The organism is Rhodococcus shunpengi (genome assembly GCF_048381395.1).
Taxonomy (GTDB): Bacteria; Actinomycetota; Actinomycetes; order Mycobacteriales; family Mycobacteriaceae; genus Rhodococcus.
In genome coordinates this window covers 545,647-566,804 of the sequence record NZ_JBLWIU010000034.1, presented here as the reverse complement: position 1 = coordinate 566,804, position 21,158 = coordinate 545,647, and the positions used below count along the sequence as shown (strand labels likewise).

The 21,158-nt window shown below is 69.0% G+C and carries 18 protein-coding genes; 10 read left to right on the top strand and 8 right to left on the bottom strand.

Annotated features, from left to right (window positions below; genetic code table 11):
* Positions 1 to 3 precede the first annotated feature (3 nt).
* The 4 genes from sufC to ACNJ7K_RS22890 all read right to left on the bottom strand — a co-directional run bounded on the left by sufC (position 4) and on the right by ACNJ7K_RS22890 (position 4,416).
* Positions 4 to 792 (bottom strand): Fe-S cluster assembly ATPase SufC, encoded by a 789-nt coding sequence (gene sufC / locus ACNJ7K_RS22905; protein ID WP_120282460.1) that lies wholly within the window; start codon positions 790 to 792, stop codon positions 4 to 6.
* A 50-nt stretch (positions 793 to 842) separates the two neighbouring features.
* Positions 843 to 2,072 (bottom strand): Fe-S cluster assembly protein SufD, encoded by a 1,230-nt coding sequence (sufD, locus tag ACNJ7K_RS22900; protein WP_229568036.1) that lies wholly within the window; start codon positions 2,070 to 2,072, stop codon positions 843 to 845.
* A complete protein-coding gene (gene sufB / locus ACNJ7K_RS22895) occupies positions 2,073 to 3,518 on the bottom strand; it encodes a Fe-S cluster assembly protein SufB (protein WP_006551501.1) in 1,446 nt (481 codons plus the stop codon). It lies immediately after the preceding gene.
* Positions 3,519 to 3,633: 115 nt separating this feature from the next.
* Positions 3,634 to 4,416, bottom strand: a complete 783-nt coding sequence (locus tag ACNJ7K_RS22890) for a helix-turn-helix transcriptional regulator (RefSeq protein ID WP_371683063.1) — start codon at positions 4,414 to 4,416, stop codon at positions 3,634 to 3,636.
* Between the two features lie 109 nt (positions 4,417 to 4,525).
* Between ACNJ7K_RS22890 and mptB the strand changes: the two genes are divergently transcribed.
* From mptB to ACNJ7K_RS22870, 4 genes are all read left to right on the top strand, one after another.
* The gene (gene mptB / locus ACNJ7K_RS22885) at positions 4,526 to 6,253 is read left to right on the top strand and encodes a polyprenol phosphomannose-dependent alpha 1,6 mannosyltransferase MptB (RefSeq protein WP_419150187.1); all 1,728 of its coding nucleotides are present in this window, start codon (positions 4,526 to 4,528) and stop codon (positions 6,251 to 6,253) included.
* 11 nt (positions 6,254 to 6,264) lie between these two features.
* Positions 6,265 to 7,209, top strand: coding sequence for an ABC transporter ATP-binding protein (locus ACNJ7K_RS22880; RefSeq protein WP_120282456.1), 945 nt, complete (start codon positions 6,265 to 6,267; stop codon positions 7,207 to 7,209).
* Positions 7,206 to 8,003, top strand: coding sequence for an ABC transporter permease (locus ACNJ7K_RS22875; protein WP_487042210.1), 798 nt, complete (start codon positions 7,206 to 7,208; stop codon positions 8,001 to 8,003). The genes ACNJ7K_RS22880 and ACNJ7K_RS22875 overlap by 4 nt, the downstream gene beginning before the upstream one ends.
* Positions 8,004 to 8,071: 68 nt before the next feature.
* Positions 8,072 to 9,037, top strand: coding sequence for a COX15/CtaA family protein (locus tag ACNJ7K_RS22870; RefSeq protein ID WP_120282454.1), 966 nt, complete (start codon positions 8,072 to 8,074; stop codon positions 9,035 to 9,037).
* A 72-nt stretch (positions 9,038 to 9,109) separates the two neighbouring features.
* Here ACNJ7K_RS22870 and ACNJ7K_RS22865 read toward each other — a convergent pair whose 3' ends face one another.
* Positions 9,110 to 9,451: a hypothetical protein gene (locus ACNJ7K_RS22865; RefSeq protein ID WP_006551494.1), complete on the bottom strand. Its 342-nt coding sequence runs from the start codon at positions 9,449 to 9,451 to the stop codon at positions 9,110 to 9,112.
* Positions 9,452 to 9,474: 23 nt separating this feature from the next.
* On the opposite strand from ACNJ7K_RS22865, the gene ACNJ7K_RS22860 reads away from it, so the two are divergent.
* Positions 9,475 to 10,440, top strand: coding sequence for a quinone oxidoreductase family protein (locus tag ACNJ7K_RS22860; protein ID WP_487042209.1), 966 nt, complete (start codon positions 9,475 to 9,477; stop codon positions 10,438 to 10,440).
* Between the two features lie 64 nt (positions 10,441 to 10,504).
* Here the strand turns inward: ACNJ7K_RS22860 and ACNJ7K_RS22855 are convergent, their stop codons facing one another.
* On the bottom strand, positions 10,505 to 11,482 hold the full coding sequence (locus tag ACNJ7K_RS22855; protein WP_120282452.1) for a heme o synthase: 978 nt from the start codon (positions 11,480 to 11,482) through the stop codon (positions 10,505 to 10,507).
* A 212-nt stretch (positions 11,483 to 11,694) separates the two neighbouring features.
* Between ACNJ7K_RS22855 and tkt the strand changes: the two genes are divergently transcribed.
* From tkt to pgl, 5 genes are read left to right on the top strand one after another with little or no spacing between them, the layout of a single operon-like run.
* Positions 11,695 to 13,797 carry a transketolase gene (tkt, locus tag ACNJ7K_RS22850; RefSeq protein ID WP_120284229.1) on the top strand — a complete coding sequence of 701 codons (2,103 nt, stop codon included), beginning with the start codon at positions 11,695 to 11,697 and terminating at the stop codon, positions 13,795 to 13,797.
* Positions 13,798 to 13,801: 4 nt separating this feature from the next.
* Positions 13,802 to 14,947: a transaldolase gene (gene tal, locus ACNJ7K_RS22845; protein WP_268655652.1), complete on the top strand. Its 1,146-nt coding sequence runs from the start codon at positions 13,802 to 13,804 to the stop codon at positions 14,945 to 14,947.
* Between the two features lie 2 nt (positions 14,948 to 14,949).
* Positions 14,950 to 16,491, top strand: coding sequence for a glucose-6-phosphate dehydrogenase (zwf, locus tag ACNJ7K_RS22840; protein WP_183070694.1), 1,542 nt, complete (start codon positions 14,950 to 14,952; stop codon positions 16,489 to 16,491).
* On the top strand, positions 16,488 to 17,396 hold the full coding sequence (opcA, locus tag ACNJ7K_RS22835) for a glucose-6-phosphate dehydrogenase assembly protein OpcA (protein ID WP_323754851.1): 909 nt from the start codon (positions 16,488 to 16,490) through the stop codon (positions 17,394 to 17,396). The genes zwf and opcA overlap by 4 nt, the downstream gene beginning before the upstream one ends.
* Positions 17,389 to 18,150 carry a 6-phosphogluconolactonase gene (gene pgl / locus ACNJ7K_RS22830; RefSeq protein ID WP_159418439.1) on the top strand — a complete coding sequence of 254 codons (762 nt, stop codon included), beginning with the start codon at positions 17,389 to 17,391 and terminating at the stop codon, positions 18,148 to 18,150. Before opcA ends, pgl begins: the two co-directional genes overlap by 8 nt.
* Positions 18,151 to 18,646: 496 nt before the next feature.
* Here pgl and ACNJ7K_RS22825 read toward each other — a convergent pair whose 3' ends face one another.
* Positions 18,647 to 20,416: a GMC family oxidoreductase N-terminal domain-containing protein gene (locus ACNJ7K_RS22825; protein WP_487042208.1), complete on the bottom strand. Its 1,770-nt coding sequence runs from the start codon at positions 20,414 to 20,416 to the stop codon at positions 18,647 to 18,649.
* Entirely contained in the window at positions 20,417 to 21,097 is a 681-nt protein-coding gene (locus ACNJ7K_RS22820) for a hypothetical protein (protein WP_159418440.1), read from the bottom strand. It abuts the gene before it with no gap.
* Positions 21,098 to 21,158 lie beyond the last annotated feature (61 nt).

Genomic DNA, 21,158 nt, shown 5'->3' with positions numbered 1-21,158 from the left:
CGATCACGCTCCTTGCGTTGCTGCCTGGGTGAAACGAACGTAGCCGTTGGTCTCGAGCTCGTCGGCGAGCTCGGGGCCGCCGGACTCGACGACGCGGCCACCCACGAAGACGTGCACGAACTGCGGCTTGATGTAGCGCAGGATGCGGGTGTAGTGGGTGATGAGCAGGACGCCGCCGTTCTCGTTCTCCTGGTAGCGGTTCACGCCCTCGGAGACGACGCGCAGCGCGTCCACGTCGAGGCCGGAGTCGGTCTCGTCGAGGATGGCGATCTTCGGCTTGAGCAGACCCAGCTGCAGGATCTCGTGGCGCTTCTTCTCGCCACCGGAGAAGCCCTCGTTGACGCTGCGCTCACCGAAGGCCGGATCGATGTCCAGATCGGACATCGCCTGCTTGACCTCCTTGACCCAGTGGCGCAGCTTGGGGGCCTCGCCGCGCGCGGCGGTCGCGGCGGTGCGGAGGAAGTTCGACATCGACACGCCGGGCACCTCGACCGGGTACTGCATGGCGAGGAACAGGCCGGCGCGGGCGCGCTCGTCGACGCTCATCTCGAGCACGTCCTCACCGTTGAGGGTGATGCTGCCCGAGGTGATCTCGTACTTGGGGTGGCCGGCGATCGCGTACGACAGGGTGGACTTGCCGGAGCCGTTGGGGCCCATGATGGCGTGCGTCTCACCCGAGCGGACCGTGAGGTTCACGCCCTTGAGGATGTCGATCGGCTCGGCGTTCTCGTCGGTCTGTGCGACGCGGACGTGCAGGTCCTTGATCTCGAGGACGTTCGAAGGTGTGGACATCGAAATGCGTTTCCTTAGTGAAGTATCGGGAGTACGGGAGGCAGGGCCGGTCAGGCGCCGACGGCGGCGAGTTCCGCCTCGATGGCGGCCTCGAGCCGTTCGCGGACCTCGGTGACCGTGATGCGCTCGAGCAGCTCGTGGAAGAAGCCGCGGACGACGAGGCGACGCGCTTCCTCCTCGGGGATGCCGCGAGCACGCAGGTAGAACAGCTGCTCGTCGTCGAAGCGGCCGGTCGCCGACGCGTGTCCGGCACCGACGATCTCACCGGTCTCGATCTCGAGGTTCGGCACCGAGTCGGCGCGCGCACCGTCGGTGAGCACCAGGTTGCGGTTGAGCTCGAAGGTGTCGGTGCCCTCGGCCTCGGCGCGGATGAGCACGTCGCCGATCCACACGGTGTGCGCGTCGGGCTTGCCGGAGGCCGGATCGCCCTGCAGCGCACCCTTGTACACGACGTTCGACTTGCAGTTCGGCTGCGAGTGGTCGACGAGCAGGCGCTGCTCGAAGTGCTGACCGGCGTCGGCGAAGTACAGGCCGAGCAGTTCGGCGTCGCCGCCGGGGCCGTCGTACTTGGTGGTCGCCGACACGCGCACGAGATCGCCGCCGAGCGCCACGGTGAAGTGGCGCAGCACGGCATCGCGGCCGAGGCGAGCGTGATGCGCGGCGACGTGTACGGCGTCGTCGGCCCAGTCCTGCACCGCGACGACCTTCAGCTGTGCGCTGTCGCCGAGCACGAACTCGATGTTCTCGGCGTAGGTGCCGCTGCCGCGCTGATCGATGACGAGCGTGACGTTGGCGAACGCCTCGAGCCGGATCTGCACGTGTCCGTAGGCGACAGCGCCCTCGCCCGGTCCCGTGATCGTCACGGTGACGGGCTCAGCGACCTCGACCTCGCGGCCGACGGTCAGGACGGTCGCGGTCTCGAACGACGAGTACGCCTGTGCTGCGATCCGGTCGAACGGCACACCGGCCTGTCCGAGTCGCGCGTCGTCGCGCGCCACGGTCTCGACCTGCACGCCGTCGACCGGGGTGACCTCGACGGTCGCGGTGCCGGTCGCGGGAGCGGTGCCGTCGTGCAGACCGCGCAGGCGGCGCAGCGGGGTGAACCGCCACACCTCGTCGCGACCCGACGGAATCTCGAAGGCATGCACATCGAACGACGTGAAGACCTCACCCTTGTTGATTGCCGGCTTGCCGGCGGTCTTGACCGCCGGGGCACGATTCTCGGCGCGCACGGCATCCTGCACTCCGGTAGCCGGAGTGTTCTTCGCTTCCGCAGTCATTTAGCCGACTGCCCCTTCCATCTGCAGTTCGATCAGGCGGTTGAGTTCGAGGGCGTACTCCATCGGCAGTTCCTTGGCGATGGGCTCGACGAATCCGCGCACCACCATCGCCATGGCCTCGTCCTCGTCGAGTCCGCGGCTCATCAGGTAGAACAGCTGGTCGTCGCTCACCTTCGAGACGGTCGCCTCGTGCCCCATCGTGACGTCGTCCTCACGGATGTCGACGTACGGGTAGGTGTCGGAGCGGCTGATCTGGTCGACGAGCAGCGCGTCGCACTTGACCGTCGACTTCGAGCCGTGAGCGCCCTTGTTGACCTGCACGAGGCCGCGGTAGGAGGCACGTCCACCGCCGCGCGCCACCGACTTCGACACGATGGTCGAGGAGGTGTGCGGAGCCAGGTGCAGCATCTTCGCGCCGGTGTCCTGGTGCTGGCCCTCGCCGGCGAAGGCGACGGAGAGCACCTCACCGCGAGCGTGCTCGCCCATCATCCACACGGCCGGGTACTTCATCGTCACCTTGGAACCGATGTTGCCGTCGATCCATTCCATCGAGCCGCCGGCCTCGACCTTGGTGCGCTTGGTCACCAGGTTGTAGACGTTGTTCGACCAGTTCTGGATGGTCGTGTAGCGGCAGTGGCCGCCCTTCTTGACGATGATCTCGACGACCGCGGAGTGCAGTGAGTCGGACTTGTAGATCGGCGCGGTGCAGCCCTCGACGTAGTGCACCGAGGCGCCCTCGTCGACGATGATCAGGGTCCGCTCGAACTGGCCCATGTTCTCCGTGTTGATGCGGAAGTAGGCCTGCAGCGGGATGTCGACGTGCACACCCGGCGGGACGTAGATGAACGAGCCACCCGACCACACCGCGGTGTTCAGGGCGGAGAACTTGTTGTCGCCGGCCGGGATGACCGTGCCGAAGTACTCCTTGAACAGCTCGGGGTGCTCGCGCAGACCCGAGTCGGTGTCGAGGAAGATCACGCCCTGGCTCTCGAGGTCCTCGCGGATCTGGTGGTAGACCACCTCGGACTCGTACTGGGCGGCGACACCGGCGATGAGGCGCTGCTTCTCCGCCTCCGGGATGCCCAACTTGTCGTAGGTGTTCTTGATGTCCTCGGGGAGCTCGTCCCAGCTCGCGGCCTGCTTCTCCGTCGAGCGCACGAAGTACTTGATGTTGTCGAAGTCGATTCCGTCGAGGTTCGAGCCCCACACCGGCATCGGCTTCTTGTCGAAGGTGCGCAGCGCCTTGAGGCGGATGTCGAGCATCCACTCGGGCTCGTTCTTCTTGGCGGAGATGTCCCGCACGACCTCTTCGGACAGGCCGCGCTGCGCCGTGGCGCCGGCGGTGTCGGGGTCCGCCCAGCCGTATTCGTAGTGGCCGAGAGAATCGATCGTCTCTTCCTGCGTCAGCGGCGCGGTTCCGGACGTCTGATCCGATGCGACGGTCATGCGAGCTCCTTCCGGAGTCTGGTGGGCGTCGGCGCGGGCTGTGCGTCGACGGTCGACGGGTGGGTGGATGTCTTCCTGGTGTGCCCTGGTTCGCGGAGCACTCGCGGTGGGGTCGTCACGTGGGCGGCTCCGGACGGGGCACATCCGCTCTGGGGAGAACGGGCACGTGTGTCGTACAGAAGGCGTCACCGTTCGCGATCGTCGCGAGGCGTTGCACGTGGGTTCCGAGGATCCGCACGAAGGCCTCCTGCTCCGCCTCGCACAGTTCGGGGAACTGCTCCGCGACGTGCGAGACCGGGCAGTGGTGCTGGCAGATCTGCACGCCGGTGCCGACGCGGCGGGTCGAGGCGGCGAAACCGGAGGCGGTGAACGCCCCGGCGATCTCCTCGGCGACGCTCTCGACGTCGTCGACGTTCTCGTCGGCGGGTGCGATGGTGCCGAGGATCGAGTCCACGCGGCGCCGCGCGAAGTCCTCGACGGCAGCGTCGCCTCCGAGCTCGCGCAGGTGCCGCATCGCGGCGGTGGCGAGATCGTCGTAGGAGTGCCCGAGGCGGGCACGCCCGACGGCGGTGAGCTGGAAGCGGCGGGCGGGGCGGCCACGACCGCGTCCCTGCCTGCGCGGCGGCGCGGCGGCCTGCGCCTCACCGGACTCGATGAGCGCGTCGAGATGGCGTCGCACGCCCGCGGCACTGAGCCCCAGACGCTCGCCGATCTCCGGCGCGGTGATGGGACCTTCTTCGAGCAGCAGCTGCACGACGGCGGCGCGGGTTTGACCCTCCGGGATCTCGCGGCCCGTCGAAGCAGGATTCCTGCGGGTGTCCTCGACGCGCGACGCCGTCGCGGCAGGTGCGTGACCTGCGCGTTCTGCGGCGTCGGTGGTGTCGGACGGGTATTTCACAACACCAGTGTGACGGAATTCGGAAGCACGGTCCACCAAGGGTGCCCTTTGTTACACCTCATGACGGAGCCGTCGAAGACCACCCTCGCCGTCCCGTTACGCTTCTGACGTGCCGTCGACTCCTCCCCTGTGCGCCCCGCGCACGACGTCTCCGTCGCCGGGCCGATCCGGGGTCCGCGAACGGCTGCACGTGTGGATCCGACGCGCCCTGGGCCTCGACGCCCCGGGCCCACACGCCGATGTCTCGGTCGTCCTGCACGGCGACGAGACCGAAGGTCGCGGACTCGATGCGATCGAGAACATCTATCTCCACCGCATCCGATTGCTCGGCGCCACCGGTGCCGTCCTCATGGCCGTCGGAGCGCTCGGCGCCGGCGCCCAGCCGGTCCTGCAGAACCCCGTGCAGGGCGTCCGCGCCCTCGGGTTGGCGGCACGCATGCCGAGCGCCGCCCTCACGACGACCATGATCGGCACGGCGCTGGTGATCCTCGCCTGGTTGCTGCTCGGCCGGTTCGCGATCGGCCGGGGCACACCGGACGGTCCCGTGCGCCGACTGTCCCGGTCGCAGCTCGACCGCACCTTGCTGCTGTGGATCCTTCCGCTGGTCGTCGCGCCGCCGATGTTCAGCAAGGACGTCTACTCGTATCTCGCACAGAGCGAGATCGCGGCGCGCGGGCTCGATCCCTACGCCATCGGTCCGGCCGGCGCGCTGGGGGTCGACCACGTCCTGACCCGGACTGTGCCGAACATCTGGCGCGACACCTCGGCCCCCTACGGCCCGGCCTTCCTGTGGATCGGCGAGAAGATCACGTATCTCACGGGCGAGAACATCGTGGCCGGCATCTTCGTCCACCGGCTGCTCGCGCTCGTGGGTGTGGCCCTGATCGTGTGGGCGCTGCCGCGGCTCGCCCGCCGGTGCGGCGTCGCGTCGGTGAGCGCGTTGTGGCTCGGTGCCGCGAACCCACTGTTGCTCTTCCACCTGGTGGCGGGCATTCACAACGAGGCCCTGATGCTCGGGCTCATGCTCGCCGGTGTCGAACTCGCGCTGCGGGCCGTCCACCCGGACGACGAGGCGGCCTCGCGCCTGCGTCTCGCGGGGTGGCTCGCGGCCGGCACCGCGCTGATCGCCCTGTCGTCGATGATCAAGGTGCCCTCGCTGCTCGCGCTCGGATTCGTCGGCATGGCCCTTGCCCGCAAGTGGGGTGGCGGCTTCCGCGCCGTGATCGCTGCTGCCGCGATCCTCGGCATCGGGACCTGCATCGTCATCGGCGCTGTGAGCTGGGGCAGCGGGCTGGGCTTCGGCTGGACGAAGACCCTGGGCACCGCCACGGAGGTCCGCAGCTGGATGTCGATCCCGACACTGCTCGGCATGGGTACCGGCCTCGGGGGCGTGCTGCTCGGTCTCGGCGACCACACGACGGCCGTGCTGTCCATCACTCGCCCCATCGCCGCGCTGGTGGCCGCCTTCGTCACGGTGCGCATGCTGCTCGCGGTGCTCATGGGACGGATCCATCCCGTCGGTGCGCTGGGAGTGTCGCTGGGCGCGATCGTGCTGCTCTTCCCGGTCGTGCAACCGTGGTACCTGCTGTGGGCGGTGATCCCGCTCGCGGCCTGGGCGACCCGCCCGGTCTTCCGGATCCCCACCATCGCGTTCTCATCGGTGGTCGGCATGATCCTCATGCCCAACGGCAGCGAATACCAACCGTTCATCATCGTCCAGGCGTCGATCGCGACCATCGTGGTGGTCGGGCTGATCATCGTCGCCACGCGCTCCCGGCTGCCGTGGCGGCTGCAGGAGCGCACACCACCGCGTCCGGCGGAAACCGCGGACGCCTAGGCTGGAACCCCGTGACCCCGAGTTCTCCCGCCGGTGCGGTACCGGCTGTGCGCCTGAACGGCGTCGTCAAGACCTACGGGGGCGTCACCGCCGTGAACGGTCTGGACCTGACCGTCGAACGCGCTCAGGTGCTCGCCCTCCTCGGCCCGAACGGCGCCGGTAAGACCACCACCGTGGAAATGTGCGAGGGATTCGTCACTCCCGACGCCGGCACGGTCCGCGTCCTGGGTCTCGATCCCGTCGCCGATTCCGACGCCCTCCGCCCCCGGATCGGCGTGATGCTGCAGGGTGGCGGCGCATATCCGGGTTCTCGCGCCGGCGAGATGCTCGACCTGGTGGCGGCCTACTCGGCCGACCCCCTCGACCCCGACTGGCTGCTCCGGCGCCTCGGGCTCACAGACGCCCGCCGCACTCCCTACCGACGACTGTCGGGCGGACAACAGCAACGCCTCGCGCTCGCATGCGCGCTGGTCGGGCGCCCCGAACTGGTGTTCCTCGACGAACCGACGGCGGGTCTCGACGCGCAGGCCCGGCTGCTCGTGTGGGAACTGATCGACGCGCTGCGCCGCGACGGCGTGAGCGTGCTGCTCACCACCCACCTCATGGACGAGGCCGAAGAGCTCGCCGACGAGATCGTCATCATCGATCACGGCCGGGTGGTCGCCGCGGGAACGCCCGACGAGGTCACCCGTGACGGCGCCGAGGGCCAGCTGTGGCTGACCGCGCCTCCGGGCCTCGACCTGAGCGCCCTGCAGTCCGCTCTGGCCGGCACCCACCGGGTCCGGGAGGACAACCCCGGGCGGTATCTCGTCGAGGGCACGATCGAACCGTCCGTCGTCGCGACGGCAGCCACCTGGTGCGCGAACCTGGGCGCACTGGCAACCGAGATCCGGGTGGATCAGCGCAGCCTCGAGGACGTCTTCCTCGAGTTGACCGGTCGGGAGTTGAGAGGGTGAGCGTGACCCACGATCGTCTGGCGAACAACCGGTTCGCGGAGGGGACCTTCACCCCGCGACCGCAGCCGAACTCACCGTCGAAGATGCTCGCGGCGCAGACCGCCATGGAACTCAAGCTGCTGCTGCGCAACGGCGAGCAGCTCCTGCTGACGATGTTCATCCCGATCACGCTGTTGATCGGCCTGTCGCTGCTGCCCATCGGCGATCTCGGCGACTCGCGGGTCGACAGCGTGCTGCCCGCAGTGATGATGGTGGCCGTGATGTCGACTGCGTTCACCGGTCAGGCGATCGCGGTGGGCTTCGACCGCCGCTACGGCGCCCTCAAGCGGATCGGCGCGACCGCGCTGCCCAAGTGGGGAATCATCGCGGGCAAGAGCGCGGCAGTGGGCATCGTCGTCGTCCTGCAGGCCGTGTTGCTCGGTGCCATCGGGCTGGCCCTGGGCTGGCGCCCCTCCCCCGTCGACCTGCTCGTCGGGGCGGTCGTCATCGCCCTGGGCACGGTGATGTTCGCGACACTGGGGTTGCTGCTCGGCGGAACCCTGCGCGCCGAGATCGTGCTCGCCCTCGCGAACATCGTGTGGTTCGTGCTGTTGGGCATCGGCAGCGTCGTGGTGCTCGGCGACGTGATCCCCGAAGCGGTGGTCCACCTGCTGCGGATCGTGCCGTCGGGGGCGTTGACGCTCGCGCTCGAGAACGCCACCTCGGGTGTGTTCGACTGGTTGTCGATCGTCTCGCTGCTCGTGTGGACGGTGATCGGCGGCACGGCCGCGGCGCGCTGGTTCCGCTTCACCTGAGTCGTGGGCGGCCCGATCGGGCACGACCCAACTACAGCGTGTAGTGGTTCACGCCGTACCATCGAACCGTGTTGTATCGCGGCTACCTGAGCCTTGTCGACCGTCTCCCCCTGCCGTCGCTGCGGACGCAGAAGATCATCGCGTTCCTCACGATTCTCACCCAGGGCGGCATCGCCGTGACCGGTTCGGTCGTCCGCGTCACCGCCTCCGGACTGGGTTGCCCGACCTGGCCGCAGTGCTTCCCCGGGTCGTTGGTCCCGGTGGGTGTGTCGAGCGGGGTGAACACCCTGCACCAGGTGGTCGAGTTCGGCAACCGGCTGCTGACCTTCGTGGTCGTGGCCGTCGCAGCCGCGATCGTCCTGGCCGTCACCCGCGCACGGCGCCGCAAGGAGGTCATCGCCTGGGCGTGGGTGATGCCCGCGGGCACCGTGCTGCAGGCGATCATCGGCGGTATCACCGTCCTGGCCGGTCTCGCCTGGTGGACGGTCGCGATCCACCTGCTCGCGTCGATGCTCATGGTGTGGCTGGCGACAGTGCTCTACGCGAAGGTGAGCGAGCCGGACGACGGCACGGTGGTGCAGGTACTGCCTCAGCCGTTGCGCCGGCTCACCGCTCTGACGGGTGTCGCGCTCGCCGTGGTCCTCGTGCTGGGCACGATGGTCACCGGCGCCGGCCCGCACGCCGGAGACAAGAGTGTCGACAGACCCGTCCCGCGCCTTGCGCTCGACATCACCAATCTCGTCCACCTGCACGCCGAAGCGCTCGTCGGTTATCTCGCGCTGTTGATCGGCCTCACCTTCGCCGTCTACGCGGTCCATGCACCCCGAGCCGTCACGCTGCGTCTGAAGGTCGTTCTCGCACTGGTGGTCGCACAGGCAGGCATCGGCCTCGTCCAGTTCTGGACGGACGTGCCCGCCGTGCTGGTCGTCTTCCACGTTGCCGGCGCCGGACTGTGCACGGCGGCGACCGCCGCGGTCTGGGCGGCCGGACGGACGCGCACGACCGCACCGGATCGCGAACCCGTTCCGGCCTGACCGTTCGACGCCGCGGCCCCTCCCCGGATTTCCGGAGAGGGGCCGCGTGTCGTCGTACGGGTGTCGGGTCGGTCAGCGCTCGTTGCGGGCCTTCGGGAACTTCGTCTGGCGTGCCACCCAGCCGGCCATCTTCGCCCAGTGACCCTTCTGCGGGTTGGCGATGCTGGTGACCTCGCGGTCCCACTCGGAGACGGTGACGTCGGGGATCTCCTCGACGATGGCACGCGCCGTCGGGAGGTCCTTCGCGACGCGGTCGCCGAGGGTGCCGTCGGCGGCGACCACGGTGATCCGGACGCCGGACAGACCGATCGGCTGCAGCACTGCCTTCCCGGAACCTCCGTGCTCGGCGACGAAGCTGCGGATGGACGAGACGATGTCGGCCGGTGCGGCCACGACCTGTGTTTCGACGCTCATGTCTGCAGAATACTGTGAGCGCTATGCACGCAATCGAAGTGACACAGCACGGAGGCCCCGACGTCCTCGTCCCCGTCGAACGACCCGACCCCTCGCCCGGACCGGGTGAGCTGCTGGTCCGCACCGACGCGATCGGCGTCAACTTCATCGACACCTACTTCCGCACCGGCCTCTACGGCACGGAGCTGCCGTACATCCCGGGCTCGGAGGGCACGGGCACGGTCGTCGCGGTCGGCGAGGGTGTGCGGGACACGGCGGTCGGCGACCGGGTGTCGTGGTGCGATGCACCCGGCTCGTACGCCGAACTGGTCCGCGTCCGCGGGCAGGTCGCCGTGCCGGTCCCGGGCTCGGTGCCGGCCGAGCAGGCCGCTTCGGTCCTCCTGCAGGGCATGACCGCGCACTACCTGCTGAACTCCGTCCACCCGGCACAGCCCGGCGAGACGGTTCTCGTCCACGCCGGTGCCGGGGGTGTGGGGCTGATCCTGACGCAACTCGCCGTCGCGAAGGGCGTGCGGGTGATCACCACCGTGTCCTCCGACGAGAAGGAGGCCCTGTCGCGGGAGGCCGGCGCCGCGGAGGTGCTGCGCTACGGCGACGACCTCGCCGAGAAGGTGCGCGAGCTCACCGATGGTGAGGGGGTGGCCGCGGCCTACGACGGTGTCGGTGCCGCGACCTTCGAGGCGTCGCTCGCGTCCGTCCGCGTGCGCGGCACGGTCGCACTGTTCGGCGCCGCGAGCGGACCCGTCCCGCCCTTCGACCTGCAGCGGCTGAACCCGGCGGGTTCGCTGTTCGTCACGCGGCCGACCCTCGTGCACTACACCCGAGACCGCGAGGAGCTGCTGTGGCGGGCGGGCGACGTGCTCGCGGCGCTCGCCGACGGGTCGCTGAAGCTCCGGGTGGGAGCGAGCTATCCCCTCGCCGAAGCCGCCCGCGCCCACGCCGATCTCGAAGGACGGCGGACCACCGGATCGATCGTCCTGATCCCGTGATCTCCCGACTCGACACGACGAACGCCCCGGCCGATCGGCCGGGGCGTTCGTCGTGAAGCGTGGATCAGAAGTACGAGCCGATCGTCGGCAGTGCGAGCACGGAGTCGATCGCCAGGCCCAGGCACACCACCGCGAGGTAGTTGTTGGACTGCAGGAACAGCTTGAGCGGCTTGACCGACGCCCCACCGCGCACGCTGTTGAACAGCTGGTGCGCGACGATCAGGAACCAGGCACCCGCGAGCAGCGCAACAGCCGCGTAGATCACACCGGCGGCCGGGACGATCACCAGCGTCGCGATCACGGTCGCCCACGTGTAGAACACGATCTGCTTGGTGACGTGCTGCTCGGTGGCGATGACCGGCAACATCGGCACGCCGGCGGCCTTGTAGTCCTCCTTGTAACGCATCGCGAGCGCCCAGGTGTGCGGCGGCGTCCAGAAGAAGATGACCAGGAACAACACGATGGGTTCCCAGCTCAGCGAACCCGTCACGGCGGCCCAGCCGACCATCACGGGCATACATCCGGCAGCCCCGCCCCAGACCACGTTCTGCCAGGTTCGGCGTTTGAGCACCATCGTGTACACGAGCACGTAGAACGCGATCGTCGCCACGACCAACAGTCCGGCCAGCAGATTCGCCCGCCACCACAGCCACGCGAACGACGCGATCCCGAGCACCATGCCGAAGACGAAGGCGTTACGCGTCGGCACCGTCTGCCGGGCAAGAGGACGCAACGCCGTGCGTTTCATCACCTTGTCGATGTCGGCGTCGACGACGCAGTTGAGCGAGTTGGCGCTCGCCGCCCCCATCCAGCCGCCGAACAGGGTGCTCAGGATGAGCACGATGTCGACGTTGCCGCGGTCGGCGAACAGCATCGCGGGAATGGTCGCGACCAGCAGGAGTTCGATCACCCGCGGCTTGGTCAACGCGATGTAGGCGAGGACGGTGCCGGAGATCCGGCCCCACGCGGTGTCGGGGCGCGGGGCGCTCGGCGCTTCGGGGGCGCCGAAGCCGTGTCCTCCCGGCCGTCGCCCTGCCCGCACACTGTCTCCTTGTCCCACGCGGATCCGCACCTTCGTTTCGCCCGTTCACGGTCGCCCGGTTCCGGACGCTCCTCTACTACGAACGATGGTAGACCGGACCGTTGCCCGGACCGAATCGACCCGTTCGGAGCAGCGCACTAGTCTGAAGTAGCGCGCGGGCCGACTTCCACCCGCCGGGACCCCGTACACCCATGTCAGGAGACTTCAAGCTCGTGTCGATCACAGACGAGATCCGCACCCTCACCCAGCCTGCGCATCCTGCCGACTGGACCGACCTGGACACCAAGGCCGTCGACACCGCGCGCGTGCTCGCCGCCGACGCCGTGCAGAAGGTCGGAAACGGGCATCCCGGTACCGCGATGAGCCTCGCTCCGCTCGCATACACCCTCTTCCAGCGTGTGATGCGCCACGATCCGACCGACCCCGAGTGGGTCGGCCGCGACCGCTTCGTGCTCTCGTGCGGACATTCGAGCCTGACGCTGTACACCCAGCTGTACCTGTCCGGCTACGGACTCGAGCTCGCCGACCTCGAAGCGCTGCGCACGTGGGGTTCGCTCACCCCGGGCCACCCCGAGTACGGCCACACCGCCGGCGTCGAGATGACCACCGGCCCGCTGGGTCAGGGTCTGGCCTCCGCCGTGGGTATGGCGATGGCCGCCCGCCGCGAGCGCGGTCTGTTCGATCCCGAGGCGCCCGCCGGCTCGAGCCCGTTCGACCACTACGTCTACGTGATCGCCTCCGACGGCGACATCGAGGAGGGCGTGACCTCCGAGGCGTCCTCGCTCGCCGGTGTCCAGCAGCTCGGCAACCTGATCGTCTTCTACGACGACAACAAGATCTCCATCGAGCACGACACCGCGATCGCTCTCGGTGAGGACGTCTCCAAGCGCTACGAGGCCTACGGCTGGCACGTGCAGACCGTCGAGGGCGGCGAGAACGTCACCGCGCTGCTCGAGGCCGTCGAGGCCGCGAAGGCCGTCACCGACCGACCGTCCTTCATCTCCGTCCGCACGATCATCGGCTACCCGGCGCCGACGAAGATGAACAGCGGCGACGCGCACGGTGCCGCGCTCGGCGCCGACGAGGTCGCCGAGATCAAGAAGATCCTCGGTTTCGACCCCGAGAAGAACTTCGATGTCGACCCCGCCGTGATCGAGCACGCCCGGCAGGTCGTGACGCGCGGCACCGAGGCGCGTGCCGCATGGCAGGCCGACTTCGACGCGTGGGCCTCCCGCGAGCCGCAGCGCAAGGAACTGTTCGACCGCCTGCACGCCGGTGAGTTCCCGGAGGGCTGGGTCGACGCACTGCCGACCTACGAGCCCACCGAGAGCGGTCCCGCGACCCGCTCGGCGTCCGGCAAGGCCCTCGCCGCGCTCGGACCGGTGCTGCCCGAGCTGTGGGGCGGTTCCGCCGACCTCGCCGGCAGCAACAACACGACGATCCCCGGTTCCGACTCCTTCGGTCCCGAGTCGATCTCCACGAAGGACTGGAACGCGCAGCCCTACGGACGCACCCTGCACTTCGGTGTCCGCGAGCATGCGATGGGATCGATCCTCAACGGCATCGCCCTGCACGGCCCGACCCGCCCCTACGGCGGAACCTTCCTCGTCTTCTCCGACTACATGCGGCCCGCGGTGCGTCTCGCGGCCCTCATGCAGACCCCGGCGATCTACGTGTGGACGCACGACTCGATCGGTCTCGGTGAGGACGGCCCGACGCACCAGCCGATCGAGCACCTCGCGGCGCTGCGCGCGATCCCGAATCTCGCCGTGATCCGCCCGGCCGACGCCAACGAGACGTCGTTCGCGTGGAAGGCCGCGCTGGAGAACCGCACCGGCCCGACCGCCCTGGCGCTGACCCGTCAGAACGTGCCGGTGCTCGAGGGCACGCGGGAGAAGGCCGCCGAGGGTGTCGCCCGCGGCGCCTACATCCTGGCCGAGGCCTCGTCGGGCACCCCGGAGGTCGTGATCCTCGCGACCGGTTCCGAGGTCCAGCTCGCCGTCGCCGCCCGCGAGACCCTCGAGGCCGACGGTGTGGCCACCCGCGTCGTCTCCGTGCCGGTGCTCGACCGGTTCCTCGAGCAGGACCAGGCCTACCGCGACGAGGTGCTGCCCCCGTCGGTGCGCGCCCGCGTGTCCGTCGAGGCCGGTCTCGCGATGCCGTGGTACCGCCTCATCGGCGACGCCGGTGAGCCGGTCTCGCTCGAGCACTACGGCGCCTCCGCCGACTACAAGACCCTGTACCGCGAGTTCGGCATCACTGCCGAGGCCGTCGTCGACGCCGCGCGTCGCTCGCTGACCCGAGTGAAGGGATGATCCGATGACCCAGCAGACCTCCACGCAGAACGCTGCGCTGGCCGAACTGTCCGCCCAGGGTGTCTCGGTGTGGCTGGACGACCTGTCCCGCGACCTCATCGACTCCGGCAAGCTCGCCGAGCTCGTCGCGACCCGCAGTGTCGTGGGTGTGACGACCAACCCGTCGATCTTCCAGGCCGCCCTGTCGAAGGGCCATGCCTACGACGCGCAGATCCGCGATCTCGCTGCCGCCAGTGCCGACGCCACCGAGGCGATCCGCACCGTCACCACCGACGACGTGCGCGCGGCCTGCGACGTCCTCGCGCCGGTGTTCGAGGCCACGGACGGCCTCGACGGACGGGTGTCGATCGAGGTCGACCCGCGTCTGGCGCACAAGACGGACGACACCGTCCAGCAGGCCCTCGAGCTGTGGCGCATCGTCGACCGCCCGAACCTGTTCATCAAGATCCCGGCGACGGTGGCGGGTCTGCCGGCCATCGCCCGGGTGATCGGCGAGGGTGTCAGCGTCAACGTCACGCTGATCTTCTCGGTCGAGCGCTACGAGCGGGTCATCGAGGCCTACCTCGACGGCCTGACCGCGGCGAAGGCCTCCGGTCACGACCTGTCGAAGATCCGCTCGGTCGCGTCGTTCTTCGTCTCGCGTGTCGACACCGAGATCGACCCGCGCCTCGAGGAGATCGGCACCGATCAGGCGCTGGCGCTGCGCGGCAAGGCCGGTCTCGCCAACGCGCGGCTCGCGTACGGCGCCTACCAGCGCGCGTTCGAGGGCGGGACGCGGTTCGAGCAGCTCACCGAGGCGGGTGCCGTTCCCCAGCGTGCGCTGTGGGCGTCGACGGGTGTGAAGAACCCCGACTACCCCGACACCCTCTACGTCACCGAGCTGGTCGCGCCGAACACCGTGAACACGATGCCGGAGAAGACCCTCGAGGCCGTCGCCGACCACGGTGAGGTCACGGGCGACACCGTCACCCGCAACATCGCCTCCTCCCAGCAGGTCTTCGACGCGCTGGCATCGGTCGGTGTGGATCTTCCCGACGTCTTCCGCAAGCTCGAGGACGAGGGTGTGGAGAAGTTCGTCGTGTCGTGGAAGGACCTGCTCGCGGCGACGGCGGAACAGCTCGCGGCTCACGCGCCGGGCGCGGAGGGCTGAACGTGCCCGAATCCGGTGCGGCGGAGTGGGTGAATCCGCTCCGGGACAACAGAGATCGCAGATTGCCCCGTATCGCCGGCCCGTGTGCGCTGGTGATCTTCGGTGTGACCGGCGATCTGGCCCGGCGCAAGTTGATGCCTGCCGTCTACGATCTCGCCAACCGCGGCCTCCTGCCGCCCGGATTCGCGCTCGTCGGTTTCGCCCGGAGGGACTGGGCCGACGAGGACTTCGGTCAGGTGGTCCACGACGCGGTACGCGAGCATTCGCGTACCCCCTTCCGTGAGGAGGTCTGGCAGCGCCTCGCGGAGGGGATCCGCTTCGTGCAGGGCACCTTCGACGACGATGCGGCGTTCGCGGAACTCGCGACGACCCTCGAGAAGCTCGACCGCGAGCGCGGTACGGGTGGCAACCACGCGTTCTACCTGTCGGTCCCTCCGGACGCCTTCCCCGTGGTGTGCGGGCAGCTGTCGCGTTCGGGTCTGGCCGCGCAACGCAACGGCTCGTGGAGCCGCGTCGTGATCGAGAAGCCGTTCGGGCACGACCTCGAGAGTGCGCGCGAGCTCAATTCGGTTGTCGGTGAGGTGTTCTCCGAGGAATCCGTCTTCCGCATCGATCACTATCTCGGCAAGGAGACGGTCCAGAACATCCTCGCGTTGCGGTTCGCGAACCAGATGTTCGAGCCGGTGTGGAACGCGCACTACGTCGACCACGTGCAGATTACGATGGCCGAGGACATCGGCCTCGGTGGTCGCGCCGGCTACTACGACGGTATCGGCGCGGCGCGCGACGTGATCCAGAACCACCTCCTGCAGCTGCTCGCCTTCACCGCGATGGAGGAGCCGGTGAGCTTCGCGGCGTCGGAGCTGCACGCAGAGAAGATCAAGGTGCTGTCCGCGACCCGGCCGGCCGAGCCGTTCGACGAGACCACCGCGCGCGGCCAGTACGCCTCCGGGTGGCAGGGCGGCGAGAAGGTCGTCGGCCTGCTCGAGGAGAAGGGTTTCGCAGCGGATTCGACCACCGAGACGTACGCGGCCATCACCCTCGAGGTCGACACCCGCCGCTGGGCGGGTGTGCCTTTCTACCTGCGCACCGGCAAGCGTCTCGGCCGCCGCGTCACCGAGATCGCGGTGGTCTTCAAGCGGGCCCCGCACCTGCCGTTCGACAAGACCATGACCGAGGAGCTCGGTCAGAACGCGCTGGTGATCCGCGTGCAGCCCGACGAGGGCATCACGATGCGCTTCGGCTCGAAGGTTCCCGGCTCCGAGATGGAGGTCCGGGACGTGAACATGGACTTCAGTTACGGCCAAGCGTTCACGGTCTCCTCCCCCGAAGCCTACGAGCGGCTGATCCTCGACGTGCTCCTCGGCGTCCCGTCGCTGTTCCCGGTGGACGAGGAAGTCGAATTGTCCTGGAAGATCCTCGATCCGGTGCTCGAGCACTGGGCGGCGAACGGGCGACCGGAGCCCTACGAGTCCGGCACCTGGGGTCCGCATTCGGCCGACGAGATGCTGCGGCGTACCGGTCGGGAATGGAGGCGTCCGTGAGGATCCAGTTGCGCAACACCTCCGCCAACGCCATCAGCCGCAAGCTGGTGGAGCTGCGACGGTCGAGCGGAATGGTCACGCAGGGACGTGTTCTCACGTTCATCGTGTGCGCCGGCGATGCGCGGGGCCTCGACGCCGCGATCACGGCCGCCACCGAGGCGTCGAAGGAACATCCCTGCCGCGTCATCGTCGTCGGTCGCGGCCGGCAGGACGGCCCATCACGGCTCGACGCGGAGATCCGGGTCGCCGGTGAAGCGGGCGCCTCCGAAGCCTTGATCCTCGCCCTGCACGGCGAACTCGGTGAACATCAGGAATCGGTCGTGGTGCCCTTCCTGCTGCCGGACACCCCCGTCGTTGCGTGGTGGCCCAACCAGGCCCCCGCGGTCCCGGCCGAGGACCCGGTGGGACGCCTCGCCGTTCGCCGCATCACCGACGTGACCAACTCCGACGACCCGCGTGCCGATCTCGCGACCCGCCTGTCCGGTTACCGGCCGGGCGACACGGATCTGGCCTGGGCTCGCATCACCTACTGGCGGGCCCTGCTGGTCTCGGCACTCGATCAGCCGCCCTACGAGCCGGTGCTCTCGGCACGCGTGTCGGGGCTGCGGACCGAACCGGCCGTCGATCTGATCGCGGGCTGGCTCGCGAGCCGCCTCGACTGCCCCGTCGAACGATCCGTCGGCGAGCTGAGGGTGGAACTGCGCACGGCGTCGCAGACGATCGCCCTGGAACGCCCGCAGGAAGGTCGCGTGGCGACCCTCGAACGCACCCACAAGCCCGATTCGCTGATCAGCCTGGCACGCCGGAACTCGGCCGAATGTCTCGCCGAGGAACTGCGTCGCCTCGACCCCGACGAAGTCTACGAAGCCGCGTTGTCGGCCCTGCCGAAGGTGGATTATGTCTGACACGGTCCGCACTCCGTCCGAGATCCGGCGTTTCGCCGACGCCGACGAGGTCGCCCGCGCCGCGGCGTCCGCCTTCGTCGATGCCGTCGTCGCCGCGCAGCGCGAGCGGGTGCAGGCCCACGTCGTGCTCACCGGCGGCGGTACCGGTATCGCGATGCTCGAGAACGTGCGGCGCGACCAGGGCGCCATCGATTGGTCGGCGGTGAACGTCTACTTCGGCGACGAGCGTTTCCTGCCGCCCGGCGATCCGGATCGCAACGAGGTGCAGGCCCGTGAGGCTCTGCTCGACCACGTGCCGATCGACCCGGCCCGCATCCACACCATGCCGGCGCTCGGCGAGGACGGGTGCAGCACACCGCAGGACTCGGCCCAGCGGTACACCGAACTCCTCGCGGCGCACTCCCCCGACGGCACCGCACCGGTCTTCGACGTGCACCTGCTCGGCATGGGCGGTGAGGGACACATCAATTCGCTGTTTCCCCACACCGACGCGGTGCGCGAGTCCGAGCGTTTCGTGGTGGGTGTCGACGACTCCCCGAAACCGCCGCCGGCGCGGGTGACGCTGACGCTGCCTGCCGTGCAGCGGGCGCGGCAGGTCTGGTTGCTGGTCACCGGTGATGCCAAGGCGGAGGCCGTCGCAGCGGCTGTGGGCGGCGCCGCACCGGAGGACGTCCCCTCCGCCGGTGCCCGCGGCACCGAACGCACCGTGTGGTTCCTCGATCCGGCTGCCGCAGCGCAACTCCCGGCCTCATGACCGAACAGACAGGCCGACGGCACGTTCTCGTCGGGTGTGGGCCGCACCGTCACCGGCACTCTCGACGAGGCGCTCGCCGGCTGGCAGGCCGCCGTGCGCGACCTCGGTGACTTCTCCGGTCGCATCGCCGACGTGACGGTGGCATCCTGACGCCGTGACCGGCGATCCGGCCGTCACGCGCCGGCGCCGTCGAAGTCGGGATCGTCGGCCTCGTCCGTCTCCGCCCGTGGATTTCCGGAGGATTCGTCGACGCCATGGTCGTCGAGACCGGTTCGCACGCACCGCATCCGATTCATCGAACGCGGCCCTGCCGTCGAGCGCAACGCGCGCAGTGGTGATCGACCCGGGACACATCGCACCGTTCGTGGGTCCATGCCGGTGAGCTCCTCCCGTCGTGGACCGCTGTCGTCACGGCCCTCTGTCTCGTTCGACGCGCCAGGACGCCCGACGGTTCCACTCGGGACGAAATCGACCGTTCCGATCCGGGATCGAGCCGTCAGATACCCCGTTCGATCACAGCAGCGGTGACGCGGTCGTCGATCGACGACACGGGGTTCTCCCGTGCCACCCAGGGATCGCCACCGAAGTACTTCGCGAAGATCTTCTCCGCCGTGCGGGTGGCGATCGCCTGTGTCGTCAACGTCGGGTTCGGGCCTCCGAGACTGTTGGCGAGCGCCGAGTTGTCGGCGACGAAGAGCCTTTTCACCCACCGGGCCTCCGCATCGGCGTCGAGCACCGAATCCCGGTCGCTCACCCCCATCCTCATGCTCGACTGCGAGTGCAGGATCAGCGGTGGCCAGTCGCAGCGATGCACCCTCTTCGCGCCCGCCGCCCTCATCAACTCGACGGCCTTGCGGGTCGCGTAGTCACGATTGCGGCGGGTACGAGCCGAGCGCCTGCGATGCTGCACGGTCACGCGTGGCGCCAGACCTCCTTCGTCCGGATACAGGATCGGCGAGAGCGTCACGCGGTTGTCCGGTTCGACGTCGTCGTCCGAGATGACGAGCGCCGCGAGGACTCGGTCGGTGTCGGCCATCGTGTCGAGCAGGTCGCGTCCGACGAGCCGACCCACACTGTCGGCCCCTGCGGAATCGACGACACCTCCGGCACCTCCGTACCCGTGGATGCCGGAGTCGCTGAAGTTCAGCGCGTATGCGATCAACGCCGGAGGCAGGCCGACCTGCTCGATCCCGCCGTAGCCGGGCAGATCGACGCGCGCGTTGGATCCCGGTCCGCGCGTCTGCCCGGTGTACTCGTCGAAGACGCCGAAGACCGCGTCCATGTGGTGATCGGTGAGCCCGCGGCCGACCCAGCCGTTCGGATTGGGCAGCGTCGAGTTCAGCCACAGTCTCGGGCTTTCGATGCACCCGGCCGCCAGTACCACCACCGGGGCGGTCGCCTCGTGCTCCTCCCCCGCTGTCGTGAACCGCACGCCGCGTGCCACGGTCTCCCCGTTCACCTCTTCGACGAGGATCTCGGAGACCACCGCATCGGCGATCAGGGTGACGGCACGCCCCTGGGGCGACCACGCGTCGGCGGTGAGCATCATCGGAACGTACGAGTTGTCGGTGGACCGTTTGGCCTTGAGATTGCGCGGCGCCCCCAGCGGCAGATAACAGCCCTGATAGCAGTGCCCGCACATCGTGCAGCCCCGCGCTTCGGGATGGTGCAGACGCGCGCGGTCTCGGGTGCGGCCGGCGGTGCCACCGGGTTGGAGGATCGCGTTCTGCTGGGCGCGGTGGGCGGGCCCGGCGGTGTCGAGCGAGGTCTGGTGCGGCAGCCCCATGGCTGCTGCACCTCGCAGGAACACCTGCTCCTTGGCGCCCATCGGTGCGGTCTGCACGGGCAGCGTGGCCTCCACCCACTCGTAGTAGGGACGCAGCTCGTCGTATCCGAAGGGGAACAGGTGCGCCGTGTCGTACATGTCGCGGTCGGCGCCGTCGTATCCGGAGAACGCGCCGGGTGCCGCCCGCGGCGAGTTGCCGAAGAAATGCAGCGTGGTGCCACCGACACCGGACACCTGCCACACGAACGAGTTCTGGGGCAGATCACGCAGCCACGGCGTGCCCGAGCGGTCTCCGGGCCCGTGGCGGAACAGCCCGGTGATCGGATTGTTGATGTCGTCCTCGAAGTGGGTCCACTCGTTCTCCGGGTCGGCGAAACGGGGTCCTGCTTCGAGAACGAGCACGTCGAGACCGCGCGCCGCGAGTTCCTTGGCAACGACGGGTCCGCCCCCACCGGCCCCGATGACGATGACGTCGGTCATCTATTTCTCCACCTCGTCGATTCCGCCGTAGTAACCCAGGAACTCGTCCCACCCGTCGCTCGGCCCGGCATAGCAGCTCAGCTCCCAGCCGACCGGGCGCCCGGTGACCTCGCGCCGGGCGCGGTCGTACGCGGAGACCTCCGAGAACGCCGCGAAGGCCGCCAGCGTGGGAATCGCGTTGACCACGAATTTCAGCACCAGACCTTCGAAACGCGGGTCGGTGTCGAGCCATTCGAAGACTTGCGCCTTCGCGGCATGGCTCAGGTTCGCGAACGGCGCCGCGAACGGTCCGCTCACCGAACGCGGGTCGGCGGTGACACCGAAGGTGTTGAGCAGCACCGCGATCGCCGCAGCGCCGGGCAGGTTGCCCGCCTCGGGTCCGAGCAGCGGCATCGGCGACGCCTGGTCCAGGGTTCGCTCGAGCGATTCCGCCGTGCCGACGGTGACGCCGCCGGGCCGGTCGGTCCACACGCCCTGCTGGTGCGAGTACGGATCGTTGCCGGGTACGACGAACGCGAGCACCCCGTTGATCGTGTCGCGCGCGGGAGGCGTCTCGCTCAGCGGGCTCGCGTTCACCTCCCGCGCGAACACTTCTGTGGTGCCGACCAACGCCGCCATCGTCGCGGCCATCCCGGCGAGAAAACGCCGCCTGTTCCAGTACCCGTGCTGCGGGTCGTCCACGTCGCCCCCTCGTCGCTTCCGTGGTGCAGCGTACGAGATGTCACGGAACGGTTGCGGTATT

Excerpts from the sequence above, each read along its gene's own strand:
- sufC (WP_120282460.1), bottom strand. The coding sequence starts at position 792 with ATGTCCACACCTTCGAACGTCCTCGAGATCAAGGACCTGCACGTCCGC.
- sufD (WP_229568036.1), bottom strand. The coding sequence starts at position 2,072 with ATGACTGCGGAAGCGAAGAACACTCCGGCTACCGGAGTGCAGGATGCC.
- sufB (WP_006551501.1), bottom strand. The coding sequence starts at position 3,518 with ATGACCGTCGCATCGGATCAGACGTCCGGAACCGCGCCGCTGACGCAG.
- ACNJ7K_RS22865 (WP_006551494.1), bottom strand. The coding sequence starts at position 9,451 with ATGAGCGTCGAAACACAGGTCGTGGCCGCACCGGCCGACATCGTCTCG.
- ACNJ7K_RS22860 (WP_487042209.1), top strand. The coding sequence starts at position 9,475 with ATGCACGCAATCGAAGTGACACAGCACGGAGGCCCCGACGTCCTCGTC.
- tal (WP_268655652.1), top strand. The coding sequence starts at position 13,802 with ATGACCCAGCAGACCTCCACGCAGAACGCTGCGCTGGCCGAACTGTCC.
- pgl (WP_159418439.1), top strand. The coding sequence starts at position 17,389 with ATGTCTGACACGGTCCGCACTCCGTCCGAGATCCGGCGTTTCGCCGAC.
- ACNJ7K_RS22825 (WP_487042208.1), bottom strand. The coding sequence starts at position 20,416 with ATGACCGACGTCATCGTCATCGGGGCCGGTGGGGGCGGACCCGTCGTT.